Consider the following 18,646-nt stretch of genomic DNA (forward strand, 5'->3'; position numbering starts at 1 on the left):
TAATAGACGTAAGAGGAAGGAAAACGGAAACCCGGAACCTTGAATCCGGAACGGCCGTCAGGTCGCAGCCACGGCGTCGATGATCGTGTGGTTGATCACGACGCGGCCCACGGTGGTGAGCAGGTAACGGCTGATTAGGGCGCCATCTTCATCAAAGCGATCGCGGCGGAAGAGCCACTGCTCGATGCGAGTGCCGTCGCTGAGGGTTTCTTCTTTTTGGGGATGCTTGTCCTCGTCGTCGTTCTCCACCTCGCCGTTGAAACGCACCCAGATCCAATCGTGGAGGTGAAGGTGCTTCTCCTCAAAGGCATCGATCACATCGTCGAGGTTGGCGAAGGTCTTGGCCCGGTCGCCAAATTCAGGCTTGATGGCTCCAGGCTTTTCGGCCGTGAGGTAGTAAGCGCCAAGAACCATGTCCTGGGACGGGGTGATGATCGGCTCGCCAGTAGCGGGCGAAAGGATGTTGTTGCTGGCCAGCATCAACATGCGGGCCTCAGTTTGAGCTTCGATCGCCAGTGGCACGTGCACGGCCATCTGGTCACCGTCAAAGTCAGCGTTAAAGGCCGGACACACCAGCGGGTGTAGCTGGATGGCGCGACCATCAACCAGTTTCGGCTCAAAGGCCTGGATGCCAAGACGGTGCAGGGTCGGAGCTCGGTTCAGCAGGATCGGGTGACCTTCGATCACCTCCTGAAGCACCTGCATCACTTCATCATCGGCGCGCTGAATCAACTTCTTAGCGGCCTTGATGTTGTTGACGATGTTCTGGCGAATCAGGCGGTGGATCACGAACGGCTGGAATAGCTCGATCGCCATCTCCTTAGGTAGGCCGCACTGGTGCATCTTCAGCTTCGGACCCACCACGATCACGGAACGACCGGAGTAGTCGACCCGCTTGCCAAGCAGGTTTTGACGGAAGCGGCCCTGCTTGCCCTCAATGATGTCGCTCAGTGACTTCAGAGCTCGGTTGTTGGCGCCCACCACGGTGCGGCCGCGGCGGCCGTTGTCGATTAGGGCGTCTACCGCCTCCTGCAGCATCCGCTTCTCGTTGCGAACGATGATTTCAGGAGCCAGGATCTCCTGCAAACGGGCCAACCGGTTGTTGCGGTTGATGACGCGGCGGTAGAGGTCGTTGAGGTCTGAGGTGGCGAAGCGACCGCCATCGAGCTGCACCATCGGGCGCAGGTCGGGCGGAATCACCGGGATCACATCGAGCACCATCCAGTCGGGACGGGCACCAGTAGCGATGAAGTTGTCGATCACGCGCAGACGCTTGATCAGCTTGGCGCGCTTTTGGCCCTTGCTGGCGGCAATGTCCCCACGCAGCTGCTCGGCGGTCTCGTTGAGTTCAAGATCTTCCAGCAGTTGCTTCAACGCCTCGGCGCCGATTCCGACCACGGGCTCATTCTCAATATCCGAATCCTCGGCGTAGATCTGGTCCTCGATCTCCAGCCACTCATCTTCCGTAAGAAGTTGCTTATAGGTGAGGTCCTTGTGGTCGCCCGGATCAAGCACCACATAGCAGTTGAAGTAAACAATCTGCTCCACATCCCGCAGGGGCATGTCGAGCAGGATCGCTACGTAGCTGGGAATGCCCTTGAGATACCAAACGTGGGATACGGGGGCAGCCAGCTTGATGAAACCCATGCGGTGGCGGCGCACCCGGCTCTCCGTCACCTCCACACCACAGCGCTCGCAGACGATGCCGCGGTGACGCACCCGTTTGTACTTGCCGCAGTGGCACTCCCAGTCCTTGGACGGGCCAAAGATCTTCTCGCAGAAGAGCCCGTCCATCTCGGGCTTCAGCGTGCGGTAGTTGATGGTTTCGGGCTTGGTTACCTCACCCACCACTTGACCGTTGGGCAGCGTGCGCTGCCCCCACTGCATGATCCGCTCAGGCGACGCCAAGGTGATCTTGACGTAGTCGAAGTGGTTTTCGGTGCGGAGGTTGCTGTTGGACATCGGCTTGCAGCTCGCGGAGATCGAGAAAGGAATGGGAGGCACGGCTTCGCCCGCTGAAGGAGCGATCCGCGATCAATCAGCGATCAGTCGTCGTCATAATCCGCGACGCCGAGGGATTCGTAGGTGGGACGACTGGGGGTGCTGCGGCGGGGGTTGACGTCCTGCATCAGATCCACTTCTTCGCCGGCGTCGGTGTAGACGGCGATGTCTAGACCCAGCGACTGAAGCTCGCGCATCAGCACCTTGAAGGACTCCGGCGTGCCAGGACGGGGGATCGGCTTGCCTTTAACGATGGCGTTGAGCGCCTCGTTGCGGCCCTGCATGTCGTCGGACTTGACGGTGAGCAGTTCCTGCAGGGTGTAAGCGGCGCCATAGGCCTCAAGAGCCCAGACCTCCATCTCACCGAGACGCTGGCCGCCCTGCTGGGCCTTGCCGCCCAGGGGCTGCTGGGTAACCAGGGAGTAGGGGCCGGTTGAGCGGGCGTGGATCTTGTCGTCCACTAGGTGAACCAGCTTGAGGATGTGGGCGTACCCAACAGTCACAGGCTGGTCAAAAGGCTCGCCGCTGCGGCCGTCGATCAACTGAATCTTGCCTGGGTTATCGGGGTTGTAGACCCATTCCTTGCCGGGCAATTTGGCGGCTTCCTCGAGGTAGGCCTGCACGGTCTGCTTCGACTTTTCAGCGCCGTGCATCTCGTCAAATGGCACCACCTTGACCCGGCAGTCGAGGTGGGAAGACGCCCAACCCATCAGGCACTCGAACACCTGGCCCACATTCATGCGGCTCGGTACCCCCAAGGGGTTGAGCACGATGTCGATGGGGGTGCCATCGGGCAGGTAGGGCATGTCCTGCTGGGGCAGGATCCGGCTGATGATGCCTTTGTTGCCGTGGCGGCCGGCCATCTTGTCGCCAACCTGAATCTTGCGGCGCTGGGCCACATAGACCCGCACCACCATGTTGGCGCCGGGCGGCAGTTCGTCGCCCTGCTCGCGGGTGTAGATGCGCACGTCAACAACCCGACCCCTTTCAGTGCTGGGCACTCGCAGGGAGTTGTCGCGCACGTCGCGGGCCTTCTCGCCGAAGATTGCACGCAGCAACTTCTCTTCTGGGGGCTGGTCGGATTCACCTTTGGGGGTCACCTTGCCAACCAAGATGTCGCCGCTTTCGACATAGGCACCGATGCGGATAATTCCCATCTCGTCGAGGTGGCCCAGGCTCTCCTCGGCCACATTAGGGATTTCCCGCGTGATCTCCTCAGGCCCAAGCTTGGTCTGACGAGCTTCGATCTCGTACTTCTCGATGTGAACCGAGGTGTATAGATCGTCATGCACGAGACGATCGCTTAGCAGGATCGCGTCCTCATAGTTGTAGCCCTCCCAGGGCATGTAGGCGATCAGCACGTTCTGCCCCAGGGCGATCTCGCCGCCCTCGCATGCAGAACCGTCGGCCAGCACTTGACCGGCAATCACGGGATCGCCCTGGCGCACAATCGGGCGCTGGTTGAGGCAGGTGTCCTGGTTGGAGCGCTGGTACTTCTGTAGGTGGTGCACATGGTCGGTGCCCTGCTCATCGCGAATCACGATGGCTGTGGCATCGACAAAGGTGACCGTGCCATTGACCCGGGTGATCGGCACCATGCCGGAGTCGCGGGCCACCTGGGTTTCCAGGCCGGTGCCCACCAAGGGGCGCTCTGGCCGCAGCAAAGGCACAGCCTGGCGCTGCATGTTCGAACCCATTAGGGCCCGGTTGGCGTCGTCATGCTCAAGGAAGGGGATCAAGGAGGTAGCCACCGAGATCACCTGCACCGGCGAGAGCTGGACGTAATCGACCTGCTCGGGGGGCACCTTCTCAAAGTCCTGGCGGTAGCGCACAGGCACCAGATCTGCGGTGATGTAGCCATCGGAATTGGTGGGCACGTCGCCAGGAGCTACGCGGCACTCATCCTCGAGATCGGCAGATAGGTAGATGGGATCACCGCTCTTATGAACAATGCCCTCTTCAACCCTCCAGAACGGCGTCTCGATGAAGCCGTACTCATTGACTCGAGCGTGGGTGGCCAGGGAGCCAATCAGGCCTGCATTCGGTCCTTCCGGTGTCTCGATCGGGCAGATGCGCCCGTAGTGGGAGGGATGGATGTCGCGCACTGCAAAGCCCGCCCGTTCGCGGGTCAAACCGCCTGGGCCCAGGGCGCTGATCCTGCGCTTGTGGGTTAGCTCCGCCAGCGGGTTGGTCTGGTCCATGAACTGACTCAGCTGGCTGGAGCCAAAGAACTCCTTGATCGCCGCCACTAGGGGCTTGGGGTTCACCAGCTGGGCAGGGGTAAGCGACTCGGTTTCGCCAACCGTCATGCGCTCTTTAATGATGCGCTCGAGCCGGTTGAGACCAACCCGCACCTGGTTTTGCAGGAGCTCTCCCACCGAGCGCACCCGGCGATTGCCGAGGTGGTCGATGTCATCGAGGCTGGCGCCGCCCACATCGAGCTCGAGGTTGATCAAGTAGTCGATGGTGCTGAGCACGTCCTCAGGGGTGAGGGTGCGCACGGCATCGGGGATGGTGAGGCGCAGCTTTTTATTTATCTTGTAACGACCGACGCGACCTAGGTCGTAGCGCTTGGCATCGAAGAAGCGGCTGTGCAGCAGGGTCTGGCCGCCGCTGACAGAGGGAGGCTCGCCTGGACGCAGCTTTTTGTAGAGCTCAAGCAGGGCCTGATCTTCGGAAGAAATGCCCTCGTCGTTGGCCGACTCGATCGACTTCTGGTAGTACTCGGGGTGGCGAAGCTTATCGAGCACGTCGTTGTCAGACAGGCCGATAGCCCGCATCAACACGTGAGCGTTGATCTTGCGCGTCTTGTCGACACGAACGTGCAGCAGGTCGTTTTTATCAGTTTCAAACTTCAACCAGGCACCCCGGTTAGGGATCAAGCTGGCGTTGAAGGTTTTACGACCGTTCTTATCCTGCTCATCCTTGAAATAGACGCCAGGTGAGCGCACGATCTGGTTGACAATCACCCGCTCGGCACCGTTGATGATGAAGGTGCCTCGCTCGGTCATCAAGGGCAGCTCGCCGATGAAAACCTCCTGCTCCTTAATCTCCCCTGTCTCCTTGTTAACCAGGCGGCAGGTGACATACATCTGGGATGCAAAAGTCGCATCACGGCGCTTTGCTTCTTCAACGTCGTGACGCGGGCGCTTCAGCCGGTACTCGCTACCGATGAAGTGCAGCTCAAGCTTGCCGGTGTAGTCGGTAATCGGCGAAAAGCTCTCGAGCTCTTCGATCAGGCCCTTCTCCAGGAACCATTTGAAGCTCGCGCGCTGCACCTCCACCAAGTCGGGGAGGTAAGTGGCGGTCTTGGCGACCTGGATCGCGCTGCTCATGCGGTGAACCTGCAGGAACGGGTGGATAAGGACTGGGCAGTGGAACGCATCTGATGCCGATCACCGCTTACTTGAATGCTCCGCAACCGCCCACACAAACAGCCGCTCCCCTCGTAGGGAACGGCTGCCCGCGGGGGCATGCTCAACGGGGTCGCTTCAAGAATGCAGACGTCGACAACAAGCAGCGCTTCCGCTTCCAGACCAATAAAACATCATACATTGTGAAGCGGTAGTCCAAACAGCCGTGCCGCGTTGGAAGTGCTGGCATGAGCCACTTCTGTGAGGGTTTGCCCACGCAAATCGGCTACCCGGGCTGCCACCGCCGCCACAAAAGCCGGTTCGTTGCGCTTGCCGCGGCGGGGCACCGGCGCCAAGAAGGGGCAATCGGTTTCCACCAGGTAACGATCGGCGGGCACTTGGCGGGCGCAGGCATGGATGGCTTCCGCCTTGGGAAAAGTCACCGTGCCGCTAAAGCTAATAAAGAAACCGAGCTCTAAAAAACCAGCCATCTCACCCGGATCTCCGCCCCAGCAATGCATCACGCCGCGAGGGCAGCCACCTAGGGAGGCCCGCTGCCTCAGCAAGGCCAGCATCGGCTCGGCAGCGTCGCGGCAATGCACGATCACAGGCAGGTCCAGCTCCACTGCCAGATCAAGCTGGGGCTCGAGCATGGCCATCTGGGCAGCCAGATTCTGCTCACGGAACAGATCGAGGCCGAGTTCTCCGATCGCCACCACCCGCCGATCAGCCTGGGCAGCCTGACGCAAAATCTCTGGCGTGTCGGGCTGCCAATGCTCGGTATCGAGCGGATGGACCCCTACGGAATAACGCAACTCCTCAAAACGATCTGCCAGGGCGCGGATCGCTGGAATTTCTCCGGGCTCAACGCAGGCATGGACCAAGGAACGAACGCCTGCATCGCGCCAGCGCTGGGCCACTGCCTCCAGATCGTCGTCGAAATTGCGGAAAACGATGTGGCAGTGGCTGTCAACCAAAACGGGCAAACCCGATTCAGTCGGTGCTGGCGAAGCAATCACGGAGGGGAGCTGGCTCAGGCTTGGGCGGCTGCGGCTGGCTCGATCACCTGCTTCACAGCAGCACTGATACGCGACTTCTGGTTGGCTCCGGTGTTGCGGTGCAGCACACCCACCTTCACCGCCTTGTCAATCTTGCTGAAGGCAGCATTCATGGTGGTTTGAACAGCTGTCTTGGCGTCTTCACCAGGGGTCTGGGAATAGGCGCTGCAAGCGGTGAAGCAGCGCTTCATCAAGGTGCGCAGGGCCGACTTGTAGGTGCGGTTGCGGAGACGGTTGCGCTCGGCAACCTCAATGCGCTTCTTCGATGAGGTGTTATTGGCCACAGGCGGACGGACGCTGGATCAGAGAAGGTAGATCTTACCGCCAGGCCCTCCTAAGGACCCTCACCGCCTGCAAGAGCTATGCCGGCCTAGCTTGACAATCCCGTAACCCTGAGCCGTTCCGTGGTCGCAACGCCTGCTGCCCTATCGATCAGCTGCCTGCGCGATGACGGTTCAAACGCCGCCGCTGATCGACTGGCAACCATCGCCGAACGCACCAGTGGCGGGCGCCTACGCGAAGAGATGGTTCGGGTCGAGGAGATCCTCGCCCGGGTGCAAGCGGAAGGCGATGCCGCCCTGATGGAGCTCACCGAACGCTTTGATGGCGTGCGCCCCGATCCCCTGCGGATTCCGCCACAGCGGCTGGCTGACGCCTGGAAAGCCACATCGGCCTCCCTGCAGGACGCCCTGCGATTGGCACACCAGCGAATTCTCGCCTTCCACAAGCATCAACTGCCGGCCGACCTGGCCGTCACCGGTCCCCATGGCGAACTGTTAGGTCGGCGCTGGCGGCCGGTGGAGCGCGCCGGCCTTTACGTGCCTGGGGGACGGGCTTCGTACCCCAGCACCGTGCTGATGAATGCTGTGCCGGCGCGGGTAGCCGGGGTGCAGCGGGTCGTGATGGTGACGCCCCCAGGCCCCGGCGGCGAGCCCCATGCAACCGTGCTGGCGGCCGCCCACCTGGCCGGGGTCGAGGAGGTGTATCGAGTTGGGGGCGCCCAGGCGATCGGAGCCCTTGCCTTCGGTACCGCCACCATTCCCCGGGTCGACGTGATCAGCGGCCCCGGCAACCTCTACGTGACCCTGGCCAAAAAAGCGGTCTACGGCCGCGTGGCAATCGATTCGCTGGCAGGCCCCAGTGAGGTATTGGTGATCGCCGACCAGAGCGCCAGGGCAGACCAGGTAGCCGCAGACCTGCTGGCCCAGGCCGAACACGACCCCCTGGCCGCCGCGATCCTGCTGACCACCAGCCCGGAGCTGGCCGCCGCCATGCCAGCAGCCCTGGAGGCCCAGCTTGAAAACCACCCCAGGTCTGAAATCACCCGCACCGCCCTCAACGAGTGGGGGCTGATCGTGCTCTGCGACAGCCTTGGCCGCGCCGCCCAACTCAGCGACTGCTTCGCCCCCGAACATCTGGAGCTGCTGGTGCAAGACCCCGAAATCCTGGCCGAACAGATCAAGCACGCTGGCGCCATCTTTATGGGTCCGTATACCCCCGAGGCCGTCGGCGACTACCTAGCCGGTCCCAACCACACCCTGCCCACCGCCGGCACGGCTCGCTTCGCAGGCGCCCTGAGCGTGGAGACCTTTATGCGCCACACCAGCCTGATCCGCTTTAACCGGGAGGCCCTGGAGGCCACCGGGTCCGCTGTGATCACCCTGGCCGAAAGCGAGGGGCTGCATAGCCACGCCGAGTCCGTCAAGCGCAGGCTGAACTGAGATGGGGGAGTTTGCCTCGCCATGGTGACGTTTCACTCCACCCGGCTGGAACGCACCACCACGGCCAGCTTCAGCTGCGACGACATCAGCGCCGACCTGCAAGCCTTCGTGGATGCGACCGGGATCCGCAATGGTCTACTGGTGGCCGCCGGCCAGCACACCACTACCGCCTTGGTCGTGAACGAGGCCGAGGAACGGTTGCTGGGCGACATCGAGCGCCACTTCCTGGCCCTGACGCCCCCAGAGCTGGCCTACGCCCACAACGACCTGCACCTGCGGCCGGGCATTCCCGACGATGAGCCGCGCAACGCCCATGCCCACCTAATCGCCCTGAAGCTGGGCAACCACCTCACCCTGCCGGTCGTGGACGGCCGCTTGGGCCTGGGTCGCTACCAGGCCGTGCTGCTGGTGGAATTGGATGGCCCCCGTCAGCGCCAGGTGCTTCTGCAGCTGTGCGGAGACGGAAGCGCGGCTGGGGACTGAGCCTCAGCGCTTGACCAGATCCCGCACCCGGGGCTCGCCATCCACAATTTCACCCACCAGCACCTGGTCGGTGATGTTCACGAACAGACCGTTCTCCAGCACGCCCGGCAGGTTGTTGATCGCCGCCTCTAGTTCCGCCGGATCGCTAATGCCAGCTGCGAATTTCACATCCAACACGAGATTGCCCTGGTCGGTGACCACCGGGCCCGCCTTCTTGACGGCCATGCGCAACTGGGCATCGCCGCCCATTGCTGCTAGCTGGGCCTGCACCTGACGCCAGGCACCAGGCAGGACCTCTACGGGCAACAGAAAGCTGAGATTCAAGGTCTCGACGAGCTTGGTGGAATCCACAACCACCACAAAGCGCTCGGCCCGCACTGCTACCAATTTCTCCTGAACGTGGCAGGCACCACCGCCCTTGATCAATTGAAAAGCGGGATCCACCTCATCTGCGCCATCAATTGCAAGATCGATGCGCTCAATCGCATTAAGGCTCTTGAGCGGAATGCCGAGCTCAGCTGCCAGCACCTCGCCTTGGAAGGAGGTGGTGACACCCACCACATCGGTGAGTTCACCGCTCTTGAGCTTGGCTCCGAGGGCCTGAATCATTAGGGCTGCGGTAGAGCCGGAACCCAAGCCGACCACCATGCCGCTCTGGATCTGCTCAGTGGCCGCAGCAGCCACCGCCTGCTTCATCCGGTCTTGCAGATCCGTCATCAAATATTCCTGAATCGGCCGCGACCGTAGCAGTGCTCAACCGGAGTGGGGCAAGGCCGCCGGCTTGATCATCAGGCTCAGTTCGCGTTGACCCCGAACCACCGTGAGAGCCAGGGGCTCGCCAACGCTGCTGCGCTCAACACGCTCCAGCAGGCTGGCCGGATCGGGCACGGGCTGGTCTGCCACGCCCACCACAAGGTCACCGCGGCGCAGGCCAGCCGTTTCCGCCGGACTAGCGGGCAGCACCCGTTGCACTAGGGCACCATCCCGCTCTGGCAGCTGCAGCAGAGCCTCGGGATCACGATTGTTGTCACGGGCGCGGCGGGCAGTGAGAGGCACCAGCTGCAAGCCCAAATAGGGGTGAACCACCTCGCCGCCGCTGCTGAGCTGGCTGGCCACGCCTCGGGCCAAATTGATCGGGATGGCAAATCCCAGCCCTGCGCCTGGTCCAGAGCGCACGAGGGTATTGATACCGATCACCTCGCCACTGGCGTTGATCAGCGGACCACCTGAATTACCTGGATTTATGGCCGCATCTGTTTGGATCAGATCGAGTCGCTTGTCGGAGAAGCCCAGGCTGTTGATGTTGCGGTGCAGGCTAGAAACAATGCCCAGGGTCACGGTGCGCTCAAGCCCATAGGGGCTGCCCATGGCAATGGCCCAATCGCCCACCTCCAGGGCCTCGGAGTCGCCCAGGCGGGCGGAGCGCAAATCCCGCGGACCGGAGATTTTGACCACGGCCAGATCGGTCACCGAATCGGCGCCCACCACCGCACCATCCACATGGCGCCCATCGGCCAAGGTGACCTCGACGCTGTCGACCTGATCGACCACGTGGGCATTAGTGAGTACAAGGCCCTTGGCTGCATCGATTACGACGCCAGACCCCTGCCCCCGCTCTCGCATGCTGCCGGAGGGATCGCCAAACAGATCCCGCAGCAAAGGATCGAGCAGGGCGGGATCAAACGCTTGGCGAGCCACCTCGCGCTCGGTGTCGATCCGGACCACAGCTGGCGCCACGGCCCGAGCTGCTTCAGCCACAAAGCTGTGGGGAATGGCCTGAGCAATCGGATCGACCGCAGGCTCCAGAGCTAAGGCAGCAGCGCTGAAGGATCCAACTCCCAGGACTAAGCCGAGGCCGACCGTCAAAACCAGCCTGACAAGGGACAAGCTCGACCCCAACACCCACTTCATCGACGTTCTTTGTCGCATGGCTATGAGGCTAGGGAGCCCATCAAGTCGGCAGGGAATGGGGATAGGGGCAGGCAGGCGGTTGTAACGGCCTAAATTGAATCCAGATCGCACAGCGGCTATGGCAGCTATTCCCCCCGGCACGCGTCAGCGATGCAGCCTTTGCCAGGTGGAAATCCAGGGCATGGTTGGCGGCAACGACCTAGTGCACTTCAGCCAGGGAGGCCCCGGTACCCGGGCAAAGCTCTGGGCACGGGTATGCCAATACCTGCGCACCGGCGAACAGCAAGCTCAGTGCCTGAATCAGGACGCCAGCCAAAGGGGCACCGTCCAACAAAGCGATTACTTCGCCGAAGCCCCGATTATCGAAATACCTCCGGCGGCGGCGCCTGGCTCCTGAGCCGTCCATCCCCTAGGCTGAATGCTTGCCCGGCGGGCATACCCTCCAGTCACGGTTTGGCGCCTCGCTGAGCATTCAGCGCTTCGCTAAGGGTTCAGTTTTTACTGAACAGCTGTGGTTTGTAGGGCAGTTTTAGTACTGCACAAGCCGGCGGGCCGCCTGCCCCCAGCTTCCCCGCCCCATTGCCCCACCCTCTCCTGCCCGACCTGGAGCGCCTAGCCCAAGCGGCTGTGGTTGCTACTGGCTTTGAGCTCAAAGGAGTGCATGTCTTCACCCATCGCATCCCCATGACGGTGCAGGTGCTGGTGCAGCGAGGTGATGGCAGTGACATAAACCTGGATGAGTGCGCTTCCCTTAGTGCACCGCTGGCCGAGGCGATCGAGGCAGCCGAGCTGCTTGGTGATGCTTATGTGCTGGAGGTCAGCAGCCCTGGCGTCAGCGACGACCTGCGCGACGATCGGGATTTCCGCTCATTTCGCGGATTTCCCGTTGTTGTGCTCTGCCGTGACGACCAAGGGCTCGACGTGCGGCGCGAAGGGCTCCTCCTAGAGCGCGATGCGACGGATGTTCACATCAACATCCGCGGCCGCACTCAGCGCATCCCCCGAGACTCGGTGATCAGCGTCTGCCTGGTCACCCCATCCGAGTCCGACTGACCTTTCCCTGACCATTTCTCACCCCTGATCCATGGCCCTGGTTCTGCTCCCCGGTCTGAATAACCTGATCGAGGACATCAGCGACGAGAAGAAACTTGCGCCCGCCGTGGTGGAGGCTGCCTTGCGGGAAGCCCTGCTCAAGGGCTACGAGCGCTACCGCCGCACCCTCTACCTCGGGATCAGCGAAGACCCCTTCGAAGAGGACTACTTCTCCAACTTCGATGTGGGCCTGGACCTAGAGGAGGAGGGCTACCGAGTTCTGGCCTCGAAGATAATTGTTGAGGAAGTTGAGAGCGAAGACCACCAGATCGCCCTTGCCGAAGTGCAGCAGGTTGCCGATGACGCCCAGGTCGGCGACACGGTAGTGCTTGATGTCACCCCGGAGAAAGAAGACTTCGGCCGCATGGCCGCCGCCACCACCAAGCAGGTGCTGGCTCAGAAGCTGCGTGACCAGCAGCGCCGCATGATCCAGGAGGAGTTCGCCGACCTGGAAGACCCGGTGCTCACCGCTCGGGTGATCCGCTTCGAGCGCCAAAGCGTGATCATGGCCGTGAGTTCTGGACTGGGTCGCCCAGAGGTCGAGGCCGAGCTGCCCCGCCGCGACCAGCTACCGAACGACAACTACAGAGCAAATGCCACCTTCAAGGTGTTCCTCAAGGAAGTGAGCGAGGTGGCGCGGCGCGGCCCCCAGCTATTCGTGAGTCGCTCCAATGCGGGCCTGGTGGTCTATTTGTTCGAAAATGAAGTTCCCGAGATCCAGGAGGGTTCGGTCCGAATCGTCGCCGTAGCCAGGGAAGCCAATCCCCCTTCCCGCTCAGTCGGCCCGCGCACCAAGGTGGCCGTCGACTCAGTAGAGCGCGAAGTTGATCCAGTGGGTGCCTGCATTGGCGCCCGCGGCTCCCGAATTCAGCAAGTGGTTAACGAGCTGCGTGGCGAGAAAATCGACGTGATTCGCTGGTCGCCCGACCCGGGCCAGTACATCGCCAACTCCCTCAGCCCTGCCAGGGTTGAGATGGTGCGCCTAGTCGACCCTGAAGGCCAGCACGCCCACGTGCTGGTTCCCTCCGATCAGCTCAGCCTCGCCATTGGCCGCGAAGGCCAGAACGTACGTCTGGCCGCCCGCCTTACCGGCTGGAAACTCGACATCAAGAACGCCGGCGAATACGACCAGGCCTCGGAAGATGCGGTGGTGGCTGAGCTGATTGCACAGCGGCAAGAGGAGGAGGCTCTTCAGGCCGAAGCCGAAGCCCGCCTCGAAATCGAACAGGCCGCCCGGGCCGAGGAGGATGCCCGTCTGCGGGAGCTATATCCGCTGCCAGAAGACGAAGCCGATTACTACGAGGAAGAGGAGGTGGCCGAGGCCGAATATGAGCCCGCTCCGGAGGAGGCGCCCCAGGCAACCGAGGCAGAGGCCCGGTGAGTCGCCGTGCCGTGCTTCGGCGCTGTGTTGCCTGCCGCGCGCTGCTGGATCGCCAGCAGCTTTGGCGGGTAATTCGGCTGGCCGAAGGGGGACTCGGGTTGGATCAGGGCATGGGCCGTTCGGCCTATCTCTGCCCCAACCAGGCGTGTCTAGAAGAGGCGAAACGACGTAAGCGTCTGCAGCGGGCCCTGCGCTGCCAGGTTGCAGATGCAATTGTCGAAACGCTGGAAAAGCGCCTGACCCCAGGCGCCGATCTCGCCTCTGAGGCAAGATGAACATTGGCCGCAGCGCGCGTGCGGCCTGGTGTGCCCCTCGGCCCCGCATGGCGGCCCTTGGGCCCCGACCCATGGAGACCTGAATGACCAGCAGCGGCAAAGTCAGAATTTATGAGCTGTCCCGGGACTTAGGCCTGGAGAACAAGGACGTGCTCGACGCCGCCGAGAAGCTGGGGGTTGCGGCAAAGAGCCATAGCAGCTCTATCAGCGACGACGAAGCGACACGGATTCGCTCCTTGATCGAGGGCGGCTCGAACGGCAGCAAGGCGGCGGCGCCGGCCGCTGCCGCTCCGCCGAAAGCGATCCTCGCCGTCAAAAAGGCTGAGACAACCGCTGTCCCATCGCCGGCCCCTCCCCAGCCAGCCACCAGCCCCCGGCCGGTCGCTCCAGCGGCGGCAAAGCCGGCAATGCCTCCGGCCCGCCCCGCCGCAGCTCCTGCGGGTAAGCCAGCCCAGCCCAACAAACCCCCTTTGGCAAGCAAGCCACCCCTGGCCTCCAAGCCACAAGTGGTTGCCAAGCCTCAGCTGGTCTCTAAGCAGCCAGAGCCTGCCAAACAGCCTGAGCTTGTAAAACAGCCGGAAGTTGTAAAACAGCCTGCGGCTGCCAGCAAGCCCACTTTGGTGAGCAAGCCGCCAGCACCGAGCAAGCCGCCTGCACCAGCCAGGCCCGCCGCTGCTGCGCCCAGCAAGCCTGCTGCACCCAGCAAGCCTGTGGTGATTGCATCCAAACCAGCTCGCCCAGCCACCCCAGCCCCGGCCCGCCCGGCCCCTGCAGCTCCGGCACCGGCTGCGAGCCGCAAACCGGAATTACCGATGCGGCCAGCGCCCGGCAAGCCCCAGCTGGTGGGTAGGCCCATCAGCACCCCTGCGGGCACCACCAGCAGCCGCCCGGCTCCGCCTGCAGGCAGGGCCCCCCTGAGTCAGCGTCCCGCCAGCCCCCAACGCGCTGGCGTGCCAGCTCCAACCCGGCCCGGCCAGCCTGGAGCTGGGGGCCGTCCTGGCCCAACCCCCTTGGAGCTTGTCGGCAAGCCGATTCGCCGCGATAGCGCAGCCCCTGGAGCCCCTACTGGCCTGGGTGCTCCCGGTCGCCCGGCAGCTCCTGGCCGCCCGGGTATGCCAGCCGGCATGCGCAAGCCGATGGCTCCTGGCGAGCTGATGCAGCTCCAGAAGCCTTCCGGCCGTCCCACAGCGCCGCCCCCGCGGCGCCCCGGCGACCGCAGCGAAGCCCCAGCAGGTGCACCCAGCAGCCCCGGCGGCACCCCGGAACTGGTGCGACCCAGCGCAACCCCGCCAGCAGCCCCCAGAAGGCCTGGCTTCCGGGCGCCAACTCCCGCTGGTGCAGCGGGACGCCCCCGTCGCCCTGACTGGGACGACAGCGCCAAACTGGAGGCCCTACGCAGCCGCACGCCGCAAAAGCAGCGCACCAAGGTTCACATCATCGGCGAAAACGATGATGCGCTCACAGCTGAAACCGGTGGCTACGCCGGTGAACAAGAGGCCTATGTGCTGCAGGCCAGCCTGGCCCGCCCGGCCAAGCCCCGCACCGCACCCGCCCCAGCCGCCAAACCCATGGCGGCGATGCGCAAGCGCAAGAAGGAAACCACCCGCCAGCGGCAGCGTCGCCGGGCTATGGAACTGCGTGCGACCCGCGAGGCCAAGGCTGTTCGCCCTGAAATGCTGATCGTGCCGGAGGGCAACCTCACCGTGCAGGAGCTGGCCGAAAAGCTCGGCGTGGAAAGCTCCGAGATCATCAAGAGCCTCTTCTTCAAGGGGGTCATCGCCACGGTGACCCAAAGCCTGGATCTCTCCACAATCGAAGCGGTGGCCGAGGAATTCGGCGTGCCGGTGCTTGAAGACGACGTAGAGGCAGCGGCCGCCAAGACGGTCGAGATGATCGAGGAAAGCGATCGCGCCCACCTGATCCGTCGCCCTCCCGTGGTGACCGTGATGGGACACGTCGACCACGGCAAAACCAGCCTGCTCGACGCAATCCGCAAAACCAGGGTGGCCGCGGGCGAAGCCGGCGGCATCACCCAGCACATCGGCGCCTATCAAGTGGAGATCCCCCACGCAGGCGAGCAACGCAAGATCACCTTCCTCGACACCCCGGGCCACGAGGCATTCACCGCCATGCGGGCCCGCGGCACCAAGGTCACAGACGTGGCTGTGTTGGTGGTGGCAGCCGATGATGGTGTTAGGCCCCAGACCCTGGAAGCCATAAGCCATGCCCGGGCCGCCAAGGTGCCGATCGTGGTGGCGATCAACAAGATCGACAAGGAAGGCGCCTCCCCCGACCGGGTCAAACAGGAGCTCTCCGGCCTCGAACTGGTGGCTGAAGACTGGGGTGGCGACACGGTGATGGTGCCTGTGAGCGCCCTCAAGGGTGAGAACGTCGACAAATTGCTGGAAATGATCCTGCTGGTCACCGAAGTGGAAGACCTCCAGGCCAACCCGGACCGCATGGCTCGGGGCACCGTGATCGAGGCTCACCTCGACAAGGCCAAGGGCCCTGTTGCCACCTTGCTGATTCAGAACGGCACCCTCAAAGCGGGTGACGTGCTGGCGGCCGGCCCGGTACTGGGCAAGGTGCGCGCCATGGTGGATGACACCGGCAAGCGGGTTAAGGAGGCAGGTCCTTCCTATGCCGTAGAAGCCCTCGGCTTCAGCGAAGTCCCAACCGCTGGTGACGAATTTGAGGTCTACCCAGATGAGAAGACCGCCCGCTCGGTGGTGGGCGATCGCGCCAACGAGGCACGGGCCACCCGACTGGCCCAGCAAATGGCTTCACGCCGGGTTTCCCTGGCCTCGATGTCGGGCCAGGCCAGCGAGGGCGAGCTCAAGGAGCTCAACTTGATTCTCAAAGCAGACGTGCAGGGATCCGTGGAGGCGATTCTCGGCTCCCTGGAGCAGCTCCCTCAGGGCGAGGTGCAGGTGCGGGTGCTGCTCTCAGCACCGGGCGAGATCACCGAAACCGACGTCGATCTAGCCGCCGCCTCCGGCGCCGTGATCGTTGGCTTCAACACCTCAATGGCCCCTGGCGCCAAACGGGCCTCCGATGCCACCGGCGTCGACGTGCGCGACTACGACGTCATCTACAAGCTGCTGGAGGACATCCAGATGGCTATGGAAGGCCTGCTGGAGCCGGAGTTGGTGGAGGAGTCCCTCGGCGAAGCCGAGGTGCGCGCCGTATTCACCATCGGCCGCAGTGCGGTGGCTGGTTGCTACGTGACCAACGGCAAGCTGCAACGCAACTGCAAAGTGCGGGTGTGGCGCGGCAAGGAGAAGGTGTTCGAGGGCGACCTCGACTCCCTGCGTCGCAACAAGGACGACGTCAAGGAAGTTGCCACCGGCTTCGAGTGCGGCATCGGCACCGACCGCTACACCGGCTGGCAGGAAGGGGATCGAGTTGAGGCGTTCAAACTGGCCACCCAGCGCCGAACCCTCACCATCTGACCTCCGTGAACCCCCGCAGCGAGCCCCTGCTCTGGCTCCAGCTGGTAGCCCTTGGGGCCTTGCCACTGGAGCTTTTGGGGTTGGTACTTGTACTGGCGGGGGCGGATCCTGGCCCCCTGCCTGGGCTGGAGCGCTTGCTGGCCTGGGCAATCGGCGCCCTAGGGCCGGCAATCCTGCTCTGGCAGCGCCCAGCCGACGTTTGCTCTTTGCTGGTAATCCAAGTACCAATCAAAGCCAGGAGCAGGGCCCAGCTCAGCTTGGCGGCACTGCAGAGCAGCCTGGTGCTCAAGCTCCTTATGGCAGCTGGCGCTGCAGCCCTGCTGCCCCTTTTTTGGTGGATAGACCAGCACGCAGCCCTGGCCACGCCTCTCTCGCCACTGACAGCAAGCCCTCGCTTCGTAGGTCTGCTAGTGGCCTGCCCGCTACTAGCGGTAATCACCTGGCAGTGGCAACAACTGATCCAGGCAAGCGCCCTGCTAATCCGCAACCCAGCCACGCTCCCCGAGCGTCCACCCCTGAGCCTGCAGCAGCTCGTCAGCCAGCGAATGTCCCTAGGGCTGCCCCTTTTGCTGCTGAAACCGCTTCTGACCACCCAGCCGACTGCTCCAGAGACTCCAGCAGCAGAGTCTCCAGCGGCAGAGGCTGTCATCCAACCTGAAGCTTCTTCAGTCGCCAGCACGGTTGCGATCCAACCAGAAGAGACTGCCGAACAAGCTGAGGGCACCGACCTGGATCAGCAGGTCAGTTGAGGCAACTTCCGCTCCGCTGGCCAATCGCATTGCCATCGTGGCCAACCCCACAGCACCGGAAGCGGCCAAGGCCACCCAGAGACCGCGCCGCAGACCGCGCCAGGGGGTACGAGCTTCTTGGAGCAACCTCGCCTTAAGGGCTGGATCAATTGAATCTGGCTTGGATCCCATCACTTACCCTTCCCATCAAGGCCAACCCCTGAATGCTAATTTCATTGAGCTGCCGGTGTAGCTCAGGGGTAGAGCAACTGATTCGTAATCAGTAGGTCGTCGGTTCAAATCCGATCACCGGCTTAAGAAATAAAACCAACAGCGACTCCCTGAGCACAGCTGAATGTCGTCAGCGCGTTTCGACTTGCACTTGTTCAACCGCCTGGGCCAACTGCAGCAAACGGCGCTCGGGCGATCCCACCAGCTCAATTAACAACGGCGGACTCTTTTTGGGCAAAATATCAAAACGACCATCTCGATAAATCTGCTTAAAGATAACATCCACCTCGTCGCGGTAGGAATGATCAACCGGACGAATTCCGTCATCCTCCATGGCCACCGGCCAATCCTCAGACTGAGGCACGAACGCCAAGACATCAAGACGCTCCAAAGATTCCCTTACCGCAGAAACCATTGACAGGACAAAGTCGTCATCAATATCAGTCAAATGTTGATTTGCCGTGTACTGGGAATAAGCAATGTAATCAACTGGCGCCCTATCAAAGATGACCTGTTCAGCAGGCGTGAAATAGCGATTAAGACGGCCAATGCTGTAGTACATCTGAATTCCGTTGTGCAATCGCGTGGAGGCTTCGCGAAAACGAATCTCATAGGGACCGCGCAGGCCAAGAACTCGATATGGCTCTTCCTCGCGCATGTAGTCGCCATTAAGCGCAACCCAATCATTTACGACCGTGGACTTCCCGAGAGAATGGGATCCAGAAATAGCAATCCGCATGGCCAGCGCCAACTTGCGATTTCAGGGTAGGGACTGCTCTGATGTTTTTTCCTATTTGCGGTTGATATTCATCCTGCCCACCAAGCCCAACCATCCAGCCAATAAAAAAGCCCCCTGGTGAGAGGGAGCTTTTGGGATTCCGTTATTTCCCAGCCGTAGCTGGGCTGTTGACTATCAACCGATTGCAGGTGCGGTCAGTGCCACGGGGGTGGCAGTAGCAG

General features: G+C 62.5%; 16 protein-coding genes and 1 tRNA gene. 9 read left to right on the plus strand and 8 right to left on the minus strand.

Features of this window, described 5'->3' with window-relative positions:
* Positions 1-57 precede the first annotated feature (57 nt).
* The 4 genes from KBY75_RS03715 to rpsT form a co-directional block, all read right to left on the minus strand.
* Positions 58-1,962 (minus strand): DNA-directed RNA polymerase subunit gamma, encoded by a 1,905-nt coding sequence (locus KBY75_RS03715; protein ID WP_255023009.1) that lies wholly within the window; start codon positions 1,960-1,962, stop codon positions 58-60.
* An 83-nt stretch (positions 1,963-2,045) separates the two neighbouring features.
* Positions 2,046-5,336 (minus strand): DNA-directed RNA polymerase subunit beta, encoded by a 3,291-nt coding sequence (gene rpoB, locus KBY75_RS03720; RefSeq protein ID WP_254937332.1) that lies wholly within the window; start codon positions 5,334-5,336, stop codon positions 2,046-2,048.
* Positions 5,337-5,548: 212 nt separating this feature from the next.
* The gene (locus KBY75_RS03725) at positions 5,549-6,370 is read right to left on the minus strand and encodes a TatD family hydrolase (RefSeq protein ID WP_255023025.1); all 822 of its coding nucleotides are present in this window, start codon (positions 6,368-6,370) and stop codon (positions 5,549-5,551) included.
* A gap of 17 nt (positions 6,371-6,387) precedes the next feature.
* Positions 6,388-6,696: a 30S ribosomal protein S20 gene (gene rpsT, locus KBY75_RS03730; RefSeq protein ID WP_255023010.1), complete on the minus strand. Its 309-nt coding sequence runs from the start codon at positions 6,694-6,696 to the stop codon at positions 6,388-6,390.
* Between the two features lie 120 nt (positions 6,697-6,816).
* On the opposite strand from rpsT, the gene hisD reads away from it, so the two are divergent.
* Together hisD and KBY75_RS03740 are read left to right on the plus strand one after the other, a co-directional pair.
* Positions 6,817-8,133, plus strand: coding sequence for a histidinol dehydrogenase (hisD, locus tag KBY75_RS03735; protein WP_396097904.1), 1,317 nt, complete (start codon positions 6,817-6,819; stop codon positions 8,131-8,133).
* Positions 8,134-8,154: 21 nt separating this feature from the next.
* On the plus strand, positions 8,155-8,616 hold the full coding sequence (locus tag KBY75_RS03740; RefSeq protein ID WP_255023011.1) for a secondary thiamine-phosphate synthase enzyme YjbQ: 462 nt from the start codon (positions 8,155-8,157) through the stop codon (positions 8,614-8,616).
* A 3-nt stretch (positions 8,617-8,619) separates the two neighbouring features.
* Here KBY75_RS03740 and rpiA read toward each other — a convergent pair whose 3' ends face one another.
* Together rpiA and KBY75_RS03750 are read right to left on the minus strand one after the other, a co-directional pair.
* Positions 8,620-9,333 (minus strand): ribose-5-phosphate isomerase RpiA, encoded by a 714-nt coding sequence (gene rpiA / locus KBY75_RS03745; protein ID WP_254937329.1) that lies wholly within the window; start codon positions 9,331-9,333, stop codon positions 8,620-8,622.
* Positions 9,334-9,369: 36 nt separating this feature from the next.
* On the minus strand, positions 9,370-10,545 hold the full coding sequence (locus KBY75_RS03750) for a trypsin-like peptidase domain-containing protein (protein ID WP_254937328.1): 1,176 nt from the start codon (positions 10,543-10,545) through the stop codon (positions 9,370-9,372).
* 100 nt (positions 10,546-10,645) lie between these two features.
* On the opposite strand from KBY75_RS03750, the gene KBY75_RS03755 reads away from it, so the two are divergent.
* The 6 genes from KBY75_RS03755 to KBY75_RS03780 all read left to right on the plus strand — a co-directional run bounded on the left by KBY75_RS03755 (position 10,646) and on the right by KBY75_RS03780 (position 17,476).
* Positions 10,646-10,924: a hypothetical protein gene (locus KBY75_RS03755; protein ID WP_254937327.1), complete on the plus strand. Its 279-nt coding sequence runs from the start codon at positions 10,646-10,648 to the stop codon at positions 10,922-10,924.
* Positions 10,925-11,106: 182 nt separating this feature from the next.
* Positions 11,107-11,580 (plus strand): ribosome maturation factor RimP, encoded by a 474-nt coding sequence (gene rimP / locus KBY75_RS03760; protein WP_254937326.1) that lies wholly within the window; start codon positions 11,107-11,109, stop codon positions 11,578-11,580.
* A 31-nt stretch (positions 11,581-11,611) separates the two neighbouring features.
* Positions 11,612-13,000, plus strand: a complete 1,389-nt coding sequence (gene nusA, locus KBY75_RS03765; RefSeq protein WP_254937325.1) for a transcription termination factor NusA — start codon at positions 11,612-11,614, stop codon at positions 12,998-13,000.
* Positions 12,997-13,275 (plus strand): YlxR family protein, encoded by a 279-nt coding sequence (locus KBY75_RS03770; protein WP_106502372.1) that lies wholly within the window; start codon positions 12,997-12,999, stop codon positions 13,273-13,275. The genes nusA and KBY75_RS03770 overlap by 4 nt, the downstream gene beginning before the upstream one ends.
* 83 nt (positions 13,276-13,358) lie before the next feature.
* The gene (infB, locus tag KBY75_RS03775) at positions 13,359-16,727 is read left to right on the plus strand and encodes a translation initiation factor IF-2 (RefSeq protein WP_255023012.1); all 3,369 of its coding nucleotides are present in this window, start codon (positions 13,359-13,361) and stop codon (positions 16,725-16,727) included.
* A 5-nt stretch (positions 16,728-16,732) separates the two neighbouring features.
* Positions 16,733-17,476 (plus strand): low-complexity tail membrane protein, encoded by a 744-nt coding sequence (locus KBY75_RS03780; RefSeq protein WP_255023013.1) that lies wholly within the window; start codon positions 16,733-16,735, stop codon positions 17,474-17,476.
* On the opposite strand, the gene KBY75_RS03785 is transcribed toward KBY75_RS03780, so the two are convergent.
* Entirely contained in the window at positions 17,393-17,647 is a 255-nt protein-coding gene (locus KBY75_RS03785) for a DUF3493 domain-containing protein (RefSeq protein ID WP_254937322.1), read from the minus strand. The genes KBY75_RS03780 and KBY75_RS03785 overlap by 84 nt on opposite strands.
* 51 nt (positions 17,648-17,698) lie before the next feature.
* On the opposite strand from KBY75_RS03785, the gene KBY75_RS03790 reads away from it, so the two are divergent.
* Positions 17,699-17,770: transfer RNA gene (locus KBY75_RS03790), tRNA-Thr, on the plus strand.
* Between the two features lie 46 nt (positions 17,771-17,816).
* Here KBY75_RS03790 and KBY75_RS03795 read toward each other — a convergent pair.
* Positions 17,817-18,437: an AAA family ATPase gene (locus KBY75_RS03795; protein ID WP_255023014.1), complete on the minus strand. Its 621-nt coding sequence runs from the start codon at positions 18,435-18,437 to the stop codon at positions 17,817-17,819.
* Positions 18,438-18,646 lie beyond the last annotated feature (209 nt).

Source organism: Cyanobium sp. T1G-Tous (genome assembly GCF_024345455.1).
In the GTDB taxonomy this organism is placed as follows: Bacteria; Cyanobacteriota; Cyanobacteriia; order PCC-6307; family Cyanobiaceae; genus Cyanobium_A.